Annotated in this window: 11 protein-coding genes; 9 read left to right on the top strand and 2 right to left on the bottom strand. The window is 40.6% G+C overall.

All coding sequences use genetic code 11. From position 1 onward, the window contains the following. Window positions 1-79 precede the first annotated feature (79 nt). The 9 genes from CXF76_RS06915 to CXF76_RS06875 all read left to right on the top strand — a co-directional run bounded on the left by CXF76_RS06915 (window position 80) and on the right by CXF76_RS06875 (window position 17960). On the top strand, window positions 80-2449 hold the full coding sequence (locus CXF76_RS06915; RefSeq protein ID WP_101163327.1) for a TonB-dependent receptor domain-containing protein: 2370 nt from the start codon (window positions 80-82) through the stop codon (window positions 2447-2449). A gap of 75 nt (window positions 2450-2524) precedes the next feature. Continuing rightward, a complete protein-coding gene (locus CXF76_RS06910) occupies window positions 2525-3652 on the top strand; it encodes an alkaline phosphatase family protein (RefSeq protein WP_101163334.1) in 1128 nt (375 codons plus the stop codon). Next, on the top strand, window positions 3649-4710 hold the full coding sequence (locus CXF76_RS06905; protein ID WP_101163326.1) for an alkaline phosphatase D family protein: 1062 nt from the start codon (window positions 3649-3651) through the stop codon (window positions 4708-4710). The genes CXF76_RS06910 and CXF76_RS06905 overlap by 4 nt, the downstream gene beginning before the upstream one ends. A 160-nt stretch (window positions 4711-4870) precedes the next feature. After that, window positions 4871-8170, top strand: coding sequence for an exodeoxyribonuclease V subunit gamma (gene recC / locus CXF76_RS06900; protein ID WP_101163325.1), 3300 nt, complete (start codon window positions 4871-4873; stop codon window positions 8168-8170). Continuing rightward, entirely contained in the window at window positions 8157-11720 is a 3564-nt protein-coding gene (recB, locus tag CXF76_RS06895; protein WP_101163324.1) for an exodeoxyribonuclease V subunit beta, read from the top strand. The genes recC and recB overlap by 14 nt, the downstream gene beginning before the upstream one ends. Next, the gene (gene recD, locus CXF76_RS06890) at window positions 11717-13765 is read left to right on the top strand and encodes an exodeoxyribonuclease V subunit alpha (protein ID WP_101163323.1); all 2049 of its coding nucleotides are present in this window, start codon (window positions 11717-11719) and stop codon (window positions 13763-13765) included. The genes recB and recD overlap by 4 nt, the downstream gene beginning before the upstream one ends. Window positions 13766-13884: 119 nt before the next feature. After that, a complete protein-coding gene (locus CXF76_RS06885; protein ID WP_101163322.1) occupies window positions 13885-15210 on the top strand; it encodes a methyl-accepting chemotaxis protein in 1326 nt (441 codons plus the stop codon). A gap of 562 nt (window positions 15211-15772) precedes the next feature. Continuing rightward, complete coding sequence (locus CXF76_RS06880) at window positions 15773-16843, top strand: hypothetical protein (RefSeq protein WP_024590468.1); 1071 nt, start codon at window positions 15773-15775, stop codon at window positions 16841-16843. 55 nt (window positions 16844-16898) lie between these two features. Next, window positions 16899-17960 (top strand): hypothetical protein, encoded by a 1062-nt coding sequence (locus CXF76_RS06875; RefSeq protein ID WP_024590467.1) that lies wholly within the window; start codon window positions 16899-16901, stop codon window positions 17958-17960. 68 nt (window positions 17961-18028) lie between these two features. Here the strand turns inward: CXF76_RS06875 and ttcA are convergent, their stop codons facing one another. Both ttcA and uspE read right to left on the bottom strand, forming a co-directional pair. Beyond that, window positions 18029-18943 carry a tRNA 2-thiocytidine(32) synthetase TtcA gene (gene ttcA, locus CXF76_RS06870; RefSeq protein ID WP_007585631.1) on the bottom strand — a complete coding sequence of 305 codons (915 nt, stop codon included), beginning with the start codon at window positions 18941-18943 and terminating at the stop codon, window positions 18029-18031. A gap of 170 nt (window positions 18944-19113) precedes the next feature. Next, a complete protein-coding gene (uspE, locus tag CXF76_RS06865) occupies window positions 19114-20040 on the bottom strand; it encodes a universal stress protein UspE (RefSeq protein ID WP_007585634.1) in 927 nt (308 codons plus the stop codon). Window positions 20041-20407: the final 367 nt, after the last annotated feature.

Below are 20407 nucleotides of genomic sequence, written 5' to 3'. Positions count from 1 at the left end.
AGTTCATCCTCGTTGTCATATTTAAAATTCATACTGTCCGCGTTTTCATATTTCATAATTAAAATCAAACGGGACAACAATGTACGCTTTAAAAAACAAATCGCTTTTGAGCATGGCAATTGCCATGGCGGTATCAACATCTACTTATGCTAACGACAACACCATAGAAGAAGTAACCGTGGTTGCTAAACCAACCAGCTACGCTAACAATGTTATTGAGCCTGCAATGCTTGAGCAACAAAGTTCGGTATCGAGCATATTATCGGTTATTGATAACTTACCAGGTATTAGCATAAATGAAGGTGATGCATTTGGTGGCGACGATTGGTCTACTACAATCACCATGCGTGGTTTTAGTATTGATGGGAACCAACAACAATTAGGTATGACCGTTGATGGCATTCCCAATGGTGGCTCTAATTATGGCGGTGGTGCTAAAGCTAACCGTTACCTAGATAGCGAAAACCTGGCAACGGTTGAAGTTGGTCAAGGTACGTCTGATATTAAGTCGGCTTCACTTGAAGCACTAGGCGGGACATTTAACTTTGTAAGTAAAGACCCAAGCCTTGAAAAAGGCACTACCTTTGCTTATACCTCAGGCAGTCACGATGCCACGCGTTATTACTTTAGACACGAAACAGGCACTGTTTTTGATAACACACAAGCGTACGTAAGTTACTCGCAAACAGATACAAGCCGCTGGATTGGTTCTGGCAGTAATGGGGGTAAAGACAACCAACACGCTGAGCTTAAGTTTGTATCTAATTTTAACGACTTAACACTTACTGGTCGTTTATCTTACGATGATGTAAGCGAGACAAACTATAACAGCGTAAGCCTTGAGCAGTTTGAACAAACACCCGATTGGGATCAGCTAACATGGAATTGGACGGGAGTTCCGCACTTTGACCAAATGTTTGCAGAAGGTTGGGGGACGCTTCGTGAAAATACCTTAGGCTATTTAAAATTTGAATATGCGATTTCGCCAACTTCATTATTAACCGTCAGCCCTTATTACCATAAAAATTCAGGTCGTGGCGATTGGATCCCACCTTACTTAACAACGCCCGTTGATGAAAATGGCGACCCAACAACCGAGGGCGGTACTAATGCAGGCTCTTATGGTTTTGCTGATAGTGAAGGCAATCCGCTTGCACCAAATGCCGATTGTACGCAAAGTTTGAGCTGGCCATGGGAGTCGGGTCCTGGTTTAAATCCTGCGTGTTACGATGCAACAGCAACGCCGGTTATGTCTTACCGCCATACGCATTACAACAAAGATCGCTTAGGTGTAACGGCAAATTACCAAGCTACATTTGGTGATCACGATATAGAAGCGGGCTTTTGGTATGAGCAAAGCGAGCGTGACGAGTCGCGTGATTGGCACAAAGTAATTGATGCGCGTATTTATCATCACTTTGATAGCACGCCTTACTGGACACAATACAAAAACACTTTTGATACCGATACATTCAAATGGTACCTACAAGACTCGATTAATTTTGGTGACTTAACATTAAATATTGGTGCAAAACAGTATTTAGTTGAATTACAAAAGTACGACCACTTTGCTAACGAAAGATCAGATAAAGTAGATAGCGACTCAGACGTGTTATTTAGCGGGGGTGTATTGTATCAGCTAAATAACAGCACAGAATTATTTGCCAGTTACAGCGAGAATTTTTCCGCAATAAAAGACGGTGTGCTTGAGCGAGATAGCTCAACACTTACAAACATAGAGCCAGAAACTGCCGACAATATCGACTTTGGTGTACGTTACCAAGCCGACAGATTAACCCTTACAGCAACGGCTTACAGTGTTAAGTTTGATAACCGCATTACCTTTATTGCGCCTGGTAGTGGCACAGACGGCATTGATTATACGATTGGTACAAATGGCTCGTACGTAAATGTAGGAGGTATTGACTCAAGTGGGCTTGAGCTTGCAGCAAGCTATATGTTAACACCAAGCTGGAGCGTCTACTCGTCGTATACTAATAGCAGTTCTGAGTATTCATCCGATGATCCAAATGCATACGATTCACAAGGCGTAATATTAAAAGATGAAAGTGGTAATGAGGTAGTACCAAGCTTTAGAAAAGGCGACAGCATAATAGATTCATCAGAGGATTTATTTGTGGTATCTACCGATTACTTTAGCGATGGCTTTCGTGTTGGTTTATCGGCTAAATACACCGGCGAGCGTTTAGGTGCATGGCAAGACGAAGACACGCGCGCCCGCAATAAAGTAGACGGCTACACCGTACTTGATTTTAATGCAGGTTATTCAACTGACGTAGATGCCGGCCCGTTTAAAGCCATTGACGTATCGTTTGTTGTTTATAACGTTACCGACAAAAGCTACTTAGCAGGTGGTACTGGTAACGGCGCTACTTATTACATTGGTGCGCCTCGCACCGCAGCAGTGACATTTACCGCTGACTTTTAATTAGGTTTTAGTAATTGAATTAAAATATAGCCCATCATTGATGGGCTTTATTATATGAAAGGGCGCAAAAACGCGATGAAAACAATTATAAAAGTAACACTATTTAGCTTAAGTGTATTAGCGAGTAACTTTGCAACAGCAGCGCAAAATGTAGTGCTGGTAACGCTTGATGGAGTACGCTGGCAAGAAGTATTTAACGGGGCTGATAATAGCTTAATTAATAATACTGATTTTGTTGAAAAGCCTGAGCATTTAAAGACCCAGTTTTGGGCAAAAACAGCAAATGAGCGCCAGCAATTACTAATGCCTTTTTTAACGCAAGTAGTGGCTAAAAAAAGGATTATAATTGGCGATAGGACTAACGGCTCTACTATGTCGGTAAGTAACCCGTGGTATTTTTCATACCCTGGTTATAACGAAATACTCACCGGTGAAGTTGACGAAAATATAAATAGTAACAACAAAGTGCTCAACCCAAATAAAACTATTTTAGAGCGTTTAGATAAGTTACCTGAGTTTAAAGATAGCACTGCCTTATTTGGCAGTTGGGATGTATTCCCATACATTGTAAATACTAAGCGCAGTAACGTGTATGTAAATGCAGGCTTTATGTCAATTGAAGAGAATTTATTCACTGATGCGCCACTCTTAAATGCGCTACAAAATGAAATTCCCAGTCCTTGGTATAACGTACGACTAGACAGTTTTACATATCGCTTTGCTAAAGCGTATATGTTGGCTAAAAAGCCTAAGTTGTTAGTAATAAGTTTAGGCGAAACCGATGACTTTGCGCATGATGGACATTACGATCAATACCTTAAATCGGCAAGGCAAAGTGACGCCTTTATAAAAGACTTATGGGCAACCATTCAAACTACAGCGGGTTATAAAAATAACACCACACTAATTATTACTACTGATCACGGCCGTGGCAATAATGCCAATGATTGGCAACATCACAGCTCTAAACGTGCACTTGCTGAACTAGAGTTAGGTGAAAATACCTACCCAGAAGGAATTGTCGGCTCTGAACATATTTGGCTTGCAGCCATTGGCCCCGCAATAAAAGGACGTGGCTTAATTAAAACTGAAAATGAGCTTAAACAAGTGCAAATAGCGGCTACCGTTTTAAAGGCTCTTGGGCAGAACCCAAATGAAATAAATTCAAATATGGCGCCTGCTATTAGCGAAATTTTAAAATGAAGAACCTATTTAAACCATTGACCCTATCTGCCTTGGCGCTGAGTTTGGTTATTAGCGCAAGTGTTACTGCCGCGCCATCTAAAATCCTATTTGGTTCGTGTGGGCATCAAGATAAAAACATACCTATATTTAATGCAATTAACAAAGAGCAGGGGGATTTGTTTATATTTTTGGGTGACAATATTTATGGCGATACCAACGATATGGATGTACTTGCCGAAAAATACCAACGTTTAGGGGCAAAGGCTGGTTTTAAAACGTTAAAAGCGCAAACGCCTATCATTGCTATGTGGGATGACCACGATTATGGCCAAAACGATGCTGGTAAAGAGTATCCGCATAAAGAGCAATCACGCCAAATTATGCTTAATTTTTGGGATGAACCTGTAAACTCAGCGCGTCGCACTCGTCCTGATGGAATTTATACCTCGTACATGTATGGTGAAAATGAGCAAACCATACAAGTAATAATGCCTGATTTACGTTGGAACCGTGATGCGCTAAACCATGTAGGTGAGCTTGAATACTACACTAAGCGTAAGTTAAATAACCAAGGCCCGTATAGTCCAAGTCATGTTAAAGGCGCATCAATGCTAGGTGAAGCCCAGTGGCAATGGCTTGAACAAGAGCTTAAAAAGCCTGCTGCAATAAAATTGATTGCCTCAAGCTTACAGCTTTTACCCGATTTTACAGGTTGGGAGTCATGGGCAAACTTTCCTGAAGATAGAAACCGTTTATTTACATTGATTAAAAAGCATAAAGTAAATGGGGTAGTGATCATCAGCGGCGATACGCACTGGGGTGAAATATCAAAGTATCAGCAAAACCTTGATTACCCATTAATTGAGATGACCAGCTCTGGCTTAACTGAAAAATGGAAAGACGTGAGTCCTAACAAACACCGAGTAGGGGATTTTACTCATAACGTAAATTATGGTGATTTAAGCATAGACTGGCAGCAAATTGATCCCACTATTTCACTTAAATTAAAAGGCATTGATGGCGAAGTAATAATGCAAAGTGACTTTAGTTTATCAAGTATTAGCCCTTATAAATAAACTCACTACTACGCACAGTATATAAAATAGATGCTGTGCGTATAAAATCTGTAAGTTAGTTCTTAACTCTCTGATTTATTAGAGCCAATTACCCGTTTGCGCTACCCCTAATATTGAAAATATCTTACACTGGTTTTATCTCAAGCAAGGTCAGTGCTATATGCTAAATATTATTCAATCAAACCGGATGGAAGCCCTGCAAGCGCAGTTCCACCAGCTGTTAAAAGTAAACCCATTGCAAAGCCCGTTCGACAAAGAAGTGGTGCTAGTGCAATCGCCGGGTATGTCGCAGTGGTTAAAAATAGGTTTGAGCGAAAACTTAGGGGTCGCAGCGCAGGTGGATTTTCCGCTGCCATCGAGCTTTATTTGGCAGTTGTACCAGCAATTGCTGCCAAATGTCCCTAAAGAGTCGGCATTTAATAAGCCGAACCTTGCTTGGAAACTGTTTGCAATTTTACCAAACTGTATTGACGAGCCATTATATTTACCGCTAAAAACTTATTTAGAGGGCGATATTGACGGGCAAAAAACCTTTGCGCTGTGCGAAAAAATAGCCGATGTGTACGACCAATATTTAATGTACCGACCGCACTGGATAGCCACATGGGATAGCGGCAAAGATGAGCTTGATGATGTAGATGTAGCCATTGCCCCATGGCAACCTGACTTATGGCGACGCATTGTAAAACTAAGCCAAGAACTTGGGCAAAGCCAATTTCATCGCGCTAATATGCAAGGGCAGTTACTAGCAGCACTTGAGACTATGGACAATAGCTTACTGCCACAACGCATTAGTTTATTTGGTATATCGGCGATTGCCAGTTCCCAGCTAGACGTATTTGAAGCGCTGAGTAAAAAAACCGAGGTTATATTATTCTTTTTTAACCCGAGTGAGCATTACTGGGGCGATATTATAGATGAAAAAACAGCGGCTAAAATAAGCGCTAAATACGCTAAAATGCCGCTGGTGGAAGCGCAGCAAAAAAAACAAACCAACCCAGATGAAGAATACTACTTTATAGGTAATCCGTTGTTATCGTCGTGGGGTAAATTAGGTCGCGACTATTTTGAGCAACTCGTACAGTTAGATGCCCGTTGGATTGATGGTTTTATTGATGTGTTTGACGACACCTTACTAGGGCAAGTACAAAGCGAGATTTATCAGCTTGCGTTTAAAGGTGAATCGCTGACCGATAACAAAGAGTGGTTTATAAACGACGAAGGTAAATTACCAATCAGCGCAACCGACACCAGCATTACGCTCAGCGATTGCCATACACCGCTCAGAGAAGTTGAGCGCTTGCACGACTACTTACTTAACTTATTTAATCAAAACCCAGCGCTTACCCCCAAAGACATAATTGTCATGATGCCCGATGTAGGCACTTACAGCCCTTATATTGAAGCTGTATTTGGCGGGGCACAAGGCAGCCGCTTTATTCCTTACGCATTGGCCGATTTAGCCATAGAGCAAGAAAAGCCTGTCCTTAGCTCATTTGCGAGTTTAGCTAACTTACCGTTTTCGCGCTTTGGTGTGTCGGATATTCTCGATTTATTACAAGTTACGCAAATAGCCGAAAAATTTGGGCTTGAAGCGCACGAATACGAGCAAATTCAATACTGGCTTGAACGTGTTGGGGTTAAATGGGGTATAAACGCAGCGCATAAAAGCAGCTTTGATTTACCCGCTATCGATTTAAATACCTGGCAACACGGGCTCAACCGTTTATTGCTTGGCATTGCCATGCGCGACGAGCAATGCCCGTTTAACGGTATTTACAGCGCTGACGAAGTAGAAGGTATGGCGCTTGATACACTCAATAAGCTCGTGCACTTTATTGATGTACTGCAAAGCTTTAAAGAGCAGTTAACGCCCGATGATACGCTCACCAATAAAGCGCATATTTTAAGCGAGCTGTTAAACGCCATATACGAAAGTGAAAGCGATGACAGCTGGGATTTATTAGTACTTCAAAACGTGCTCGAAGAGTTACAAAAACACCACGAAAACGGCGATTACAGCAAGGCGGTTTCGCAGCGTATTGTTAGTTACTTAGTTAAACAAGGCATTCAAGAAAAAGGCGTAGGGCAGCGATTCTTAGTTGGGCAAGTCAATTTTTGTACGCTTATGCCCATGCGCGCCGTGCCATTTAAAGTGGTATGCATGCTGGGTTTAAACGATGCTGACTACCCACGTAACGTACAGCCCATTGGTTTTGACTTAGTGCCTTATTCTAAAAAGCAAAAAGGTGACCGATCACGTAAATTAGATGACCGCTACTTATTTTTAGAAGCGCTACTGAGTGCCCGCGACAACTTATACATGAGTTACATTGGTCGCTCGTGTTTTGATAACCAACCGCGCATGCCATCAACGCTTGTAAGTGAGCTGTTAGAATATATTGGCCGTAGTTTTGTATTAAACGAAAAGAGTGAAAAAACGCTGCCCGCATGTCTAATCAATCAGCAGCATTTACAGCCCTTTAATAGCCATTATTATTTAGCCGATGAGCAAGCTAATACTGTGCTGAGTAACCACAGTTACAACCCAATTTGGCTGCCAAGTGAGTCAATTAAACCAGAGCCAGTTATTGCACTTGATGTGACTGTGCCAGAGCAGCTAGATCTCGATGTGTTTATTAGAAGTGTGTGCAGCGCACAAGAGAGCTTTTATCAGCAAACATTAGGTTTACGCCTGCCACAATTTAACGAAGTAGCAAAAGACGAAGAACCATTTAGCCTAGATGCACTGCGCCGTTATTTTTACCTTGATGAAATACTTAAAGCCAATATAAACGAGCAACCACTGAGTACCGAGCAAATACTGCAGCGGGGTGAGTTACCTCAAGCCAATGTAGGCAGCCTCATATTTGAAAGTATGGAGCACCGAGTTGACGCGCTTGCAGGGCAAGTAAAAGAGCACATTAAAGGCGGGAAAAGTGAGCCGATAGAAGTTTTGCTTACCATTGAAGGCACCAAAATAGAGGGCTGGCTAAATCATGTTTATTTGCAAAAACAAGTGTTTTATCGCAGCGCCAGTATTAAAGCGAAAGATTTAATTAAAGGCTTTATTTATCACCTTGCAGCGCAAAGTATGGATCAACAAGTAGAAACATTGTTACTTGGGCTTGATAAGCAAATTACCTTTGCGCCCATAAGCAAAGCCGATGCCGATGCACTATTAGCCGATTGGTTTGAGTTATACAAAGCGCTGCGCGCAGAGCCTGTGCCGTTTTTTCCGGTAAGTGGTTATGAGTACGTTAAAAGCGGCGGCGATATAACAAAAGCAATGAGCAAATTTAGCCCGCAATACATAGGGCGAGGCGAGGGCGAAAATCCGTATATTCGCTTAACGGTGCAATCGCTAAACGATTGCCAAGACGAATTTATAAAATGGAGTGATAAATTGCTCACGCCTTTATTTGAACACGCAAAGGAGAGTGACCATGCAAGCGCTTAATCCTCTTACTATGCCGCTCATTGGTCAAAGTTTAATAGAAGCCAGTGCGGGTACTGGTAAAACTTATACAATTACGGGACTGTATTTACGCTACTTACTAGGTATGCAAATAGAAGGTGAGTTAAATACGCCGCTCAGTGTTGAGCAAATTTTGGTAGTAACCTTTACCGACGCTGCCACCCAAGAAATTAAAGACCGCGTGCGCAGCCGAATTATTGCTGCACGCGACGCACTGCTTGGGCAAAACCCAAACGACGAACTCATTGAAGGCGTAATTGCCAAAATTGACGATAAACACCGCGCGTTTGATTTACTCGATGCAGCTGCTAAATCAATGGACGAAGCCGCTATTTTTACTATTCATGGCTTTTGTCAGCGGATGCTAAAACAACATGCGTTTGAGTCGGGAGTGGCGTTTAATCTCGAATTTATTTTAGATGAGCGCGACATATTACTCGAAACCATTAAAGATTTTTGGCGTGCGTTTGTATACCCACTTAACAAAGAGCGCACCGATGCTATTTTAGATGTATTTGCCGCACCAGAGGCTTTATTCGCTCAAGTGGCGAGTATTTTAAACAAAGCCAATGCGCACATTACACCACAAATAAATTTAGATGATGTATGGAAGGCGCGTGACGAGTACATAACCCGTGTGCCTGCATTTAAAAAAGCGGTGTTAGAGCAAGAGTTTATAGGTGCTATTAAAAGCTCGGGTTTGAGCGGGTCTAAAACGTCAGCACGAAAAGGCAGCCTTGGTGCGCTTGAAGCATTTTGTTTAGGCGGCGATTTGTTTTTTGAATTTGGCACTAACAAGTATTCGTTTGAAGTGTGGAGTACAGAAAACTTAAGCGATGTGAGCAATTATAAAAAGAATCAGCCATTATTTGTGCATCCATTACTGAGTCAGTTTGACGAGCTTGCCGCCCTTAATAACACCATAAACCAAGGGCTTAAAATAGCAGTTATACAACATGCAGCACGCTGGGTAAAAGCCGCAATAGTTAAGCGCAAGCAAGAGCAAAGCGTGATCACCCCAGATGACTTATTGACCAATTTACACAGTGCGCTTAATAACGAGCAAGGCGACGTACTAGCGCAAAAAATTGCGCAGTTGTTTCCGGTTGCCATGATTGATGAGTTCCAGGATACCGATCCGATTCAGTACGGTATTTTTAGTAAAATTTATGGGCAACAAAATACTACGCTTGCCATGATAGGCGACCCTAAACAGGCTATTTATGGCTTTAGGGGCGCAGATATTTTTACGTACATTGGCGCAAAAGAAGCTGTACAGATTGATCAGCAATTTACGCTGGGGACTAACTTTCGCTCAAGCACCGATATAGTAAATAGCGTTAATAGTTTATTTGGCAAACACGCTAACAGCTTTATTTATAACGACGCCATACCGTTTAACGCAGTAGCTGCCAAAGGTAAAAAAGCGGATGACTCTTTTTTAATTGATGGCAAACCCGCTACCGCATTCGAATTTAATGTATTTGTGGATGAAGCCGCCGATGAAAAAAACAAACCAACTAACAAAGGTGTAGGGCAAGCGCATTTAGCCACTCACTTTGCTAATAAAATAGTGACCCTGCTTGAAAAAGCAAAACAAGGGGACGCGTGCATTGGCAGTAACCCTGTAAGCGCTGCCGATATTTGTATATTAGTACGTGACCGTGTTGAAGCGCAAATAATGAAAAAAGCGCTTAGCGAAGCCAAAATAGCTAGCGTGTATTTATCGCGAGAAAGCGTTTTTAGCCAAGAGCTTAGCCATCACCTACTTAACTTTTTAACAGCGCTGCATGGTCAATATAACGAGTCATTGCTGCGCGGTGTTTTAGCTGGTCCACTATTTTGTTTAAGTTATAACGAAATACATGCACTCGCCGATGATGAAAATAAATGGCAAGACTACTTAAACTTTTTTGCTCAACTTAGCCATATTTGGAACAAGCAAGGCGCTATGGCCATGCTTGAGCGCTTAATGGGCCATAACCAGCTTAGCGCTAAATGGCAAGGATTGGGATATAACGTTGAGCGTTGGCTGACTGACTTTAGGCATTTGGGCGAAATACTTCAGCAAAAACAAATAGAGCTTGAAGGCACGCTGCGTTTGCTGCGCTGGTTTGCACAAAAGGTAAGCCAACAAGACGGCGAAACAGTACAAGTACGCCTAGAAAGTGACGCCAACTTAGTTAAAATTGTCACTATGCATGCCTCAAAAGGGCTTGAATACCCTCTGGTATTTATGCCGTTTGCCAGTGGTTATCGCGAAACTAAAGAAGCGCTTTATCACAATAATGGCAAGCTAATTTACGATTTAAGTAAAGACGAAGATGCCCTGCAAAAAGCAGAGCAAGAGCGCCTAGCTGAAGATTTACGCCTGCTGTATGTAGCCCTTACTCGCGCTGTGCATTTTTGTGCGCTTGGTGTTTACAACATTGGGCAAGGGCAAAGTAGCCGCTTAGCTATGCAAAGTAGTGCACTAGGGCATGTGTTATTTGCAGGGCTTGAGCTTGCCAGTAGCCAAACATGGCGCACGCATTTAAGTGAGTTTTGCGACGCTAATAGCGCGATGAGCTATCAGCAATTTACCTCACAAACGTTATTAGAGCAGGGCACGCTTTGTTTTAGTAATGGCAAAATTGCGCAGCAAACATTAAGTGTTAATAGAGTAACGGCAAATATTGAGCGTAACTGGCGAGCAACCAGCTTTAGTGCGTTGAGCTTTAAAAAGCACAGCGACCAATTAGCCCCAGGGCGAAGTGATGAAGATCACGAAAAAGACGAGTTTGCAGTGCAAGAGGACGAACTACCATCACCTTATAGTTTTCCTAAAGGGCCAAAGCCCGGTAGCTGTTTACACGAAATATTTGAACAAATAGATTTTATTAGCCCAATAGTTCACCCAACTAATACCGAGCAAAACTTATCTGAGGTAGTTAAGCGCAGCCTTGAAAAATACCACATAGGTGAGCAATGGCGAGAAGTGGCTGAAAAGTGGGTGCTTGATGTTCTTGAGTGTCCTTTAGATGAGGGGCTTCTTTCATTGGGTGTGCTTACACCCAATGATTGCCTAGTCGAAATGGAATTTAATTTACCACTTGAGAGCTTAAGTGCACCCAAGCTAAACGAAATGCTGGTTAAACATTTTGGCTTTACGCAAAGTAAGCTTGAATTTTCGCACGTAAAGGGCTTGTTAAAAGGTTTTGTAGATTTAATATTTTGCTACCAAGGCAAGTATTATATTTTAGATTATAAGTCTAATTACTTAGGCAGTACGCCAGCTGATTACGAAGGCGATATGCTTGAGCAAGCAATGAGCAGTCATCAGTACCATTTACAGTATTTAATTTACACCGTAGCACTGCATCGTTTATTAAAACAACGTATAGCTGATTACTCAATAGAAACCCATTTAGGCGGCGTGTATTACACGTTTTTACGTGGGATGCCGGCAGGGCAAGGCGTGTACTTTAAAAAGCTAACTGTAGAGCAAGTAACTATTTTAGATGGCTTATTTAGCCAAGGAGCTATGCTATGAGCGATTTAAATGAGCAACCTGGCTTGTTTGACGATATAGACGAGACACTTAATAATGAAGCAGCAGAGCCTATTACCTCAAAAAATGTAGCACAAGATGCCCCATTAGAGGACATTGTGTTAAACAATACGATTACAGAGGTCCCGTTACTTGAGTATTTATTAGCGCAAAATCGACTACGTGTGGTTGATGTAAAGCTTGCCGAATTACTGTGTGCTAATGACATTGAGCAAACTCACAATGAACTGTTTTATATTATTTTATTGCTGTGCTTATCGCAGCAAAGCCAACATAGCTGCCTAACCTTAAATGAAGTTGATTGGAGTAATCCTTTTAACTTGCGCAAAAGTGACTTTAATAAACTCGATGGCAATGTACCCAGTACGCTAAGCCCGTTTAGTGATAATTTTAATGTGCGCACAGCGCTTAGTTATTTACAAAGCCATGAAAGCGTAGGCGAGAGTAAACCACTACAATTGTTTAACGAGCGACTTTATTTTGCGCGCCTTGCAGGTTATGAGCAAACACTCGCAGATAGATTATTAAGCATGAGCGAGCGAAAGCTCAATATTAATAATGAAATATTGGCAGAACTTTTAAATACCTATTTTCCTGCAGATTCTGCAATTGAAACTGATTGGCAAAAAGTGGCATGTGCGATTGCCGCCACCAAAGGCTTTAGCGTGATCACGGGTGGCCCTGGCACAGGTAAAACTACCACAGTGACTAAGTTACTGGCTATTTTGCAGTCGCTTTATAAAACCGCACCGCTTAGCATTAAGCTGGTGGCACCGACAGGTAAAGCCGCTGCACGTTTAAGTGAGTCTATTTTGGGCGCTAAAAATAAGCTCACAACGATTCCTGATGATATAAAAAAGCTAATCCCGCAAAGCGCTCAAACTATTCATCGCTTATTGGGCGTAAAACCGTTTACTAATAAATTTAGACATAACAAAAGCAATCCGCTGCATTTAGATGTACTAATTATTGATGAAGCCAGTATGGTCGATTTATCGCTGATGGCTAAATTAATAGAAGCATTGCCCGCGCACGCGCGATTAATACTCCTAGGTGATAAAGATCAGCTTGCCTCGGTAGATACCGGCAGTGTAATGAGCGATTTATGCCAAGGTTTAACACTTGGGCAAACGCCACGCTACTCGCAAGCACGTTGTGATGAGCTAAATAGCTTATGTTTTAATAATGAGCCTAAACTCGTATCGCAAAGCGTGAGTGAATTTAAACTCGCAGATTGCATTGCCTTTTTACAGCACAGTTATCGATTTGATGCACAAAGCGGCATTGGTCAACTCGCACTTGCGGTAAATACCAATAACACCGGTATTTTAAATTACGTAGAACAAGAAAGTGTTGAAGGGCGTTTTAACGATGTAATTTTAGATTACGACTTTGTAGCAAAACCGATTGAAAAGCTTGTTAAAAGTGCAGCCAGTCATTATGCAAAATACCTTAACTTAATTGCCCAAGGTGCAGATGTTGCACAGGTGCATACTGCTTTTGCTAGTTATCAGCTTTTAGCTGCGGTACGAGAGGGCGATTACGGCGTGCATAGCTTAAATCAGCGAATAGAGCGCGTATTGCAACAGCAAGGTTTAATTACCGTAAGCCCTAATACTCATCACTATACGGGTATGCCTATTATGGTGAGCCAAAACGATTACCAGCTTAAGTTATTTAACGGCGATATTGGTATTTTAATGCCCGATGAAAGTAATCAGCTCAAAGCCATATTTATTGACGAGCAAGGTAATCAACGAGCATTTTCGCCAGCACGACTCCCTGCACACGATAAAGTATATGTAATGACTATTCATAAATCACAAGGCTCAGAGTTTAGCTACACCGCTATGGTACTGCCACCGCTAAAACAAGCGCGCATGGGTATTAACAGGCAATTAGTGTATACGGGAATAACTCGTGCTAAAAACACCTTTGAGCTGGTAGCTGACAAAAAAGTACTGCAACTAGCAATGAATAAAAGCGTATCAAGAGCATCTGGTTTGTATGAAAGGTTACAATTTTAAGCTTAGTTTGTATTTTTGATTAATAATTTAGCTTCAAACTGCTTGTTATTTATCGCGTTATTATAAATATCTTCTATACTAAAATTAATTTTATATTGAATGTGTTAGTAAGGATATTAATGTTTTTTTCAAAAAATAAACAAAATGAAATAGCCTCTTTAAAAGCAGAACTCTATCCATTACAACAAGTGTGGGAAGGGCTTTACCGAGAGATGTTAGTACTGAACATTCTTTATGATGGCCGAATTTCGCACGCCAACGATAGATTTTTAGAAAACCTAGGCTACAGTGAAGACGATCTAACTAATAATTCTTTTGATGATTTTATTACAGATTCGTCTCGTCAATCTTCAGAATTTAAAAGCCTACAGCAAGCTATAAAAAAAGAAGGGCATTGGGGCGGTGCATTACAAGTTATGCGCAGCGATGGCAAAGCTGAATGGTTACGTTTAATAGTACATCCTGTAAAAGGGGAGCAAGATCAGTTGCTCTATTTTTCTATATTCGGGAGTGTGCTTACAAAAACAATTACGGCTTCTCGCGAGCAAAGCGACACTATTAAAGCGATATATCGCTCTATGGCGGTAATTGAATTTGATTTAGAGGGCCATGTGTTAAAAGCAAATGATCAGTTTTTAGCTGCAATGGGTTATCAAGAAAGTGAATTAATAGGAAAGCACCATCGCACATTTTGTGAGGCTTCAGAGTACAACTCCCAAGAATATCTGCAATTTTGGGCTAAATTAAGAGAAGGTAAGTTTATTGCTGAGCGCTTTAAGCGCGTAGATAAACATGGCAACATTGTTTGGCTAGAAGCGTCATATAACCCAATCTCAAATGACGCGAATGAGCTTTATAAAGTAATGAAGTTTGCAACTGTTATCACTGATCAAGTAAATCAAGAAATTGCGATATCACAAGCTGCCGAAATTGCTTATAGCACTTCAACCCAAACTGATAAAAAAGCAGAGCAAGGCGCGAGCGTTATACAAGATACAGTCGCAGTAATGACTGAGCTGGCTATTAACATGGAGCAAGCTGCAAATGAAATTTCAGCGCTTGATCAGCAGTCGCAACAAATATCGAGTATTGTACAAAGCATTAGTAGTATTGCTGAGCAAACAAATTTATTAGCATTAAATGCCGCAATTGAAGCGGCAAGAGCTGGCGAGCAGGGGCGAGGCTTTGCTGTGGTTGCAGACGAGGTCCGATTGCTTGCATCGCGTACCTCAAAAGCAACAGAAGAAATTGTAGAAGTTGTACAGCGCAACCAATCACAAACCCAAAATACGGTGGCTGTAATAGAAAAAGGTAAAGAGAAGGCAGAGCAAGGCTTGGCGTTATCTAAAGAATCTGGTGAAGTGATGCAAGAGATCCAACAAGGTGCACAAGAAGTTGTAAATGCGATTGGGCAATTTACCAGTGAACTTAAAGCTAACGGTTAGATTAGCTTCGTCCTTATTCTAAAGCGGGCACTTTCAATGGTATCCGCTTTAATCTTACTACCCTCAATATACCCCTTGAAACCCATCTAATAATTTCAAATATAACAACTATACCTCTATTAACTCATTAATCAGTATGAAATAAGTTTCTTCTCTTCTCTAAATGATAATAAGTTGTTGCATTTTTGTTCGTTGTTCCTAATACTAGAGTCTGTTGATCTTTCAAGGTTAAATTTGCAGCAGTCTGTTTGGTATTTAGGCAAGGCAGAGCCTATGTAGTGTGGTTGTTCCCCATAAATAGGCGATAACGTAGCATTAATGCCAAACAGACGCTGCCCAAAGGATACTTCCTAGAGGCTATTTACTCTTTGTTGCTCGGTTTTTACTTAGCCCACTAGGTTACAAATCTCGCGCCGTGATTAAATAGCCTCTAGTTTGAACAAATTTTAATCCGCAAAGAACAACAGACCCTAGTGAACACCTAAGCTGACAAGCTTATGTAAACCAACATGAATACCTTAAATGATAATAAAATATTAAGTACACAACATTAAGGAATTGTATGAACAACACAAAGCGTACACACAAATTAATTAAGCCAAGCCACCTAATTGGTGCGGGGTTAGCTATGTTAATGAGCTTTTCTGCAGCGAGTAAAGACTACAAAATTATATTAATTCATGGGTTACAAACTTCGCAAATAACAAATAAGTCGGGTAGTGATGTAATCAATGATGGTGAAACATATTGGCAATCGTACTGGAATAATCGTGCAGATGAGCGAATTGATTGGCCTGCTTATGAGCGTATTGAAGGTAAAATTGCTACCGATTGGGTGTGGCCAAAGCTAAAGCAAATTTCACGCTCTAATTTATGCAGTGATGGCTGTGTATTTGTAACACATTCAACAGGAGACTTAGTTGCACGCCATATTATTGATAATCAAGAAAACTGGTTAGAAAACGAAGGCTTAGAGCCGCTTAATATTGTTGCTACGTTTGATTTAGCAGGCGCGGGTGGTGGAAGTGAGCTGGCTGACGTAGCTGTTAGTGCTTTAACTGGCGCATCATGGAACTTTGCGGTCGATGCAGCACTCAAATGGTGGCTAGGAAGTGATGTAACCGAGGCCGTTGGTGTATTACACGATTTAAAAGTGAATAATGCACGTAAAATATCTCCATTTCCTGATGCACGTACACCTCGTTTACGCTTTGTTGCCGATGGAAATGCATATTTGGGTTTAACGGGTGGTTTTTTAAAAGGCAATGATGATTCGGTTGTTGCATCGCACTCTTCATGTGGTGCCAGTTCGGCTGGCTCGTTTGGAAGTTGTAGCAGCAGTATTGATACAAATGGCCATTTAAAATCGCAAGGTGATGCAGTAAGTAGCTTTATGCCAAACCATTATCCAATGATGATGAGTGACAGTTATAGCCATAACGAAATACATAACGCGCAGCGAAAAGGTAATGTAACAATAGCCATGAATAACGTAAATGTGGAAGGTGACAATGTAGGTTTTAATACGTTTGATAAAACTACAGGTAGTTGGTTTTGGAAAAAACAATATCGTTATATTAAGGATTCAAATAATTTAAGCGCATCAGCACTTATTTATAATGTGATTCCATAACATACAAGGCGTGTAGTTAAAAACTATACGCCTTATAAAAGATTGAAATATAAAAATGAAAAAATTTTATGCCGTTGCTTTAATTATTAGCACTATTTTATTCTCGCTATGGTTTACAGGTAAAAATGATGCTCATAAAGTTGTTGAGCCAATAACACCTCAGGTTAAACACAGTGCGAGCGTAGCTGATTTATCGCCTGTAAAAGTGATCCCTATAGACGTACCTACAGCAAAAAAAACACAATCAAAAAAACAAATCGCGTTTAATGAAGACTTAACAAAAGCAGCGCAGCAAGTGGTTATGCAATATGAAAGTGCACTTAAATTTCCTCCTTATTCTCAGCCATTGAGTCCATTAGATGAAGATCGATTAAAGCCAAATCAATTCTACCCGGTATCGAGCCCTATTGATGAAAGTGGCGATGCTTTAACGTTAAGTCTTAAACAATATCGTTTTGTATACCCAGAAGAAATAACAATAAAGATAAGCGCCCAAGGGCTTGGAAAAGTGGTCGTTGAGCTTGCAAATACTGATACAAAAGAAGTGTTAAATACCCATACAGGCAATGCGCGTGACGGTGAAGCAATTATTACATTTGAAGAGGATGAAGATTACCCTCGTAGCTTACAAGTGTTTGTAGAGGGTGATGTTGCGGGTAAAAAAGTTCCCGTAGTTGCGCAAATTCAATATATGCCGCCGAGTGCAACTTTAACAGGTTTTGAAACTGCTTATGCACAAAACGAAAACATGATTTTGCCAGCTAACATAGTGGTAGTAAAAAGTGGTTTGTATCGTGTTAGGGCTAATTTATACAGTGGCGATACACCACTTGCTCATTTAGTATCTAAAGAGCGGTTAACGAAGGGAAGCCAAACTCTTAATTTGAAAGCTCATTGGTCGGTGCTACCACAAGGCATTACAGATATGCGCTTAAGCGACTTTGTTATTGAGAGAATGTCGCCAAGCCCAGGTGAGCGAAATAGCTTTGGGAATAGTGAAATAAGTCACTTTGATATTAACGATTTTTCGTACGATAGCTTGCAGCAATTACCATATCAGGCTAATGCACAAGAAAAGTTAAGTTTGGAATTTTTACAAGGCTTAGCTGAGAGTTAAAAATAGAACGCAATGCTGAATTGGTAAATTTAAGGGGGTTGTACATAAATACAACCCCCTTAAATTTGTTAGCTTAGATTTATAGTAACTACACTTGGCGCTTCTTGTTCATCAAGCTCATTAGCAACAGGCACTTTAGGAATATCTGGTTTATCAAGGGCTATATCGCCACCATCAATTACTTCACCGGTTTGTAAGTTTTTAAAATCAAACAAGTCGGCGTCAGCTAAATGTGAAGGCACTATGTTTTGCATTGCCGTAAAAATGCTTTCAATACGACCTGGGTGCTCCGCATCCCATTTAGCGAGCATTGTTTTTGTATGTTTACGCTGTAAGTTTTCTTGCGAGCCACATAGGTTACACGGAATGATAGGGTAACCTTGTACAAATGCGTATTGGCTTATGTCGCTTTCTTTACAGTATGCAAGTGGGCGAATAACCATATGCTCGCCGTTATCACTCATTAATTTAGCCGGCATACTTTTTAGCTTTCCGCCGTAAAACATATTTAAAAACAATGTTTCAATCATGTCGTCACGGTGATGACCAAGGGCTATTTTAGTAGCGCCTAGTTCTTTTGCTGTGCGGTATAAAATACCACGACGTAAGCGTGAGCAAAGTGAACACGTTGTTTTACCTTCAGGGATAATATCGGTAACAATACTGTAAGTATCTTCTTCTACAATTTTGTATTCAACATTTAATTTATCAAGATACTGGGGTAAAACATGCTCAGGAAAATCAGGTTGTTTTTGATCAAGATTTACAACAACTAGGTCAAACTTTATAGGTGCTACACGTTTTAAATGTTGAAGCATTTCAAGCATTGTGTAGCTATCTTTGCCGCCAGAAAGGCATACCATTATACGGTCACCTTCTTCAATCATATTGAAGTCCATAACGGCTTGACCAGTTTGGCGACGTAAACGCTTTTGCAGCTTATTTAAGTTAAATTGAGCTTTAGCTTGATCTGAGTGTGACAATTACGCCCCCTAGTAAAACAATACAGCAAAGTTATTTGCTAAAAATAAAGGGGCGTATTATACCCAAACCACCTGAATATGCGAGTTTAGGATGTAATTAAAATTGATTTAAACGTGCCTTATTAACACGTAAAAATAACTCGCTTATAACTTGCACATAAAGCTTAAAATTAATCCTTTGCCATAGGGCTCACGTAACCATCGGGTTTGAGTGCCAGTACATCACAGTCTAGGCTATCAATTACATGCTCTGCTGTATTACCTACAAGAGCGGCACTTAAGCCCGTGCGGCCTACAGTACCAATAACAACTAATTCGCTATTTAACCGCTTCGCTACATCAGGGATTACATCCTCCGGCAGGCCTTCTTCAATAAAACATTGCTCTGGGTTTAAATTAAACTCTGCAGCAAGTGCATTGGTTGATTCATGATGATGCTTTTTAACTGATTCGTTATAAAGTCCTGGGTTAAACTCAGGAATTTCGATGGCAATATTAATAGGAGTTGCAGGGTAGGCATTAACTAAATTAAGTTTTGCGTTGGCAAGTTCACATAAATATTGTGCGTCTTTAATAACGCGTTTATTAAGTGCTACATGTTCTTCATTTTCACTAACCGCATTTACAGCAGCTAAAATATTACCGTTTGCTGGCCATGCCATTTCTTTTACAAATAATACCGGAGCGGGGCATTTGCGTACTAAGTGCCAATCGGTCGGGGTAAAAATAACTGATTTAAGTGCACCATGTTGATGTGTGCCTTTAATTACTAAATCGTACTTTTCATCAATTACAGTATCGATTATGGCTTCGTAAGGGCGGTTATGCCAAACCACTTGGGTTTCAATATTTATATCTTTGTAAGGGGAAACTAAATCGTTTAGCCATAGCTGGCGATCTTTTAGTACGGCATCGCGCATTGCTTCGCGTTCATCGCCAGATAGCATAGTCGTCATTTCGTAAGAGAAGTCGTAAACCGTCATAAAGGCGGTAATACTTGCGCCAGATTTTTTAGCTAAATCTATTGAACGTGCTAAACCGTGTTGATCATCTTTGGTGGGGTCAATAACCGCAATAATGCGTTTAATAGTGTTCATATGCTACTCCATTTACCTAACGGGTGTACATTTAGTGTAACGTAAATATAAAACAGTTAAAGGGGTAGCATATAAATTGTTGTTCTAAATCAAAAAATATTTTCGTTCCAAGTTTTAAATATACTTGATGTTTTTTTGCTCTTTTTTAATTTATAGCGATTTAATTGCGGTGCATGTTTGCCTTTTATAGATTTCCATTTCCTATTCATTGGTAGTACGTAAGTTGCATCGACTCAGTCTCACCTAAGGCCAAAATAGACTGAAGAAGCCTTAACTCATAAGGATATCTAAAATTTAGTAACTCAAAGGCTGTGAAATATACTGAAAAGTTACTTTAAACTAAAAAATTATACTTTTTAATTATTCT

Source organism: Pseudoalteromonas sp. 78C3, from assembly GCF_002836695.1.
Taxonomy (GTDB): domain Bacteria; phylum Pseudomonadota; class Gammaproteobacteria; order Enterobacterales; family Alteromonadaceae; genus Pseudoalteromonas; species Pseudoalteromonas arctica.
Note: the sequence above shows the minus strand (reverse complement) of the source record. Positions and strands in the feature narration are given on the sequence as shown.

What these genes read in the sequence shown, in the direction of transcription:
- recB (WP_101163324.1), top strand. Translation starts at nt 8,157, where the DNA reads ATGCAAGCGCTTAATCCTCTTACTATGCCGCTCATTGGTCAAAGTTTA.
- CXF76_RS06915 (WP_101163327.1), top strand. Translation starts at nt 80, where the DNA reads ATGTACGCTTTAAAAAACAAATCGCTTTTGAGCATGGCAATTGCCATG.
- CXF76_RS06875 (WP_024590467.1), top strand. Translation starts at nt 16,899, where the DNA reads ATGAAAAAATTTTATGCCGTTGCTTTAATTATTAGCACTATTTTATTC.
- uspE (WP_007585634.1), bottom strand. Translation starts at nt 20,040, where the DNA reads ATGAACACTATTAAACGCATTATTGCGGTTATTGACCCCACCAAAGAT.
- CXF76_RS06910 (WP_101163334.1), top strand. Translation starts at nt 2,525, where the DNA reads ATGAAAACAATTATAAAAGTAACACTATTTAGCTTAAGTGTATTAGCG.
- recC (WP_101163325.1), top strand. Translation starts at nt 4,871, where the DNA reads ATGCTAAATATTATTCAATCAAACCGGATGGAAGCCCTGCAAGCGCAG.
- recD (WP_101163323.1), top strand. Translation starts at nt 11,717, where the DNA reads ATGAGCGATTTAAATGAGCAACCTGGCTTGTTTGACGATATAGACGAG.
- CXF76_RS06885 (WP_101163322.1), top strand. Translation starts at nt 13,885, where the DNA reads ATGTTTTTTTCAAAAAATAAACAAAATGAAATAGCCTCTTTAAAAGCA.
- CXF76_RS06880 (WP_024590468.1), top strand. Translation starts at nt 15,773, where the DNA reads ATGAACAACACAAAGCGTACACACAAATTAATTAAGCCAAGCCACCTA.
- CXF76_RS06905 (WP_101163326.1), top strand. Translation starts at nt 3,649, where the DNA reads ATGAAGAACCTATTTAAACCATTGACCCTATCTGCCTTGGCGCTGAGT.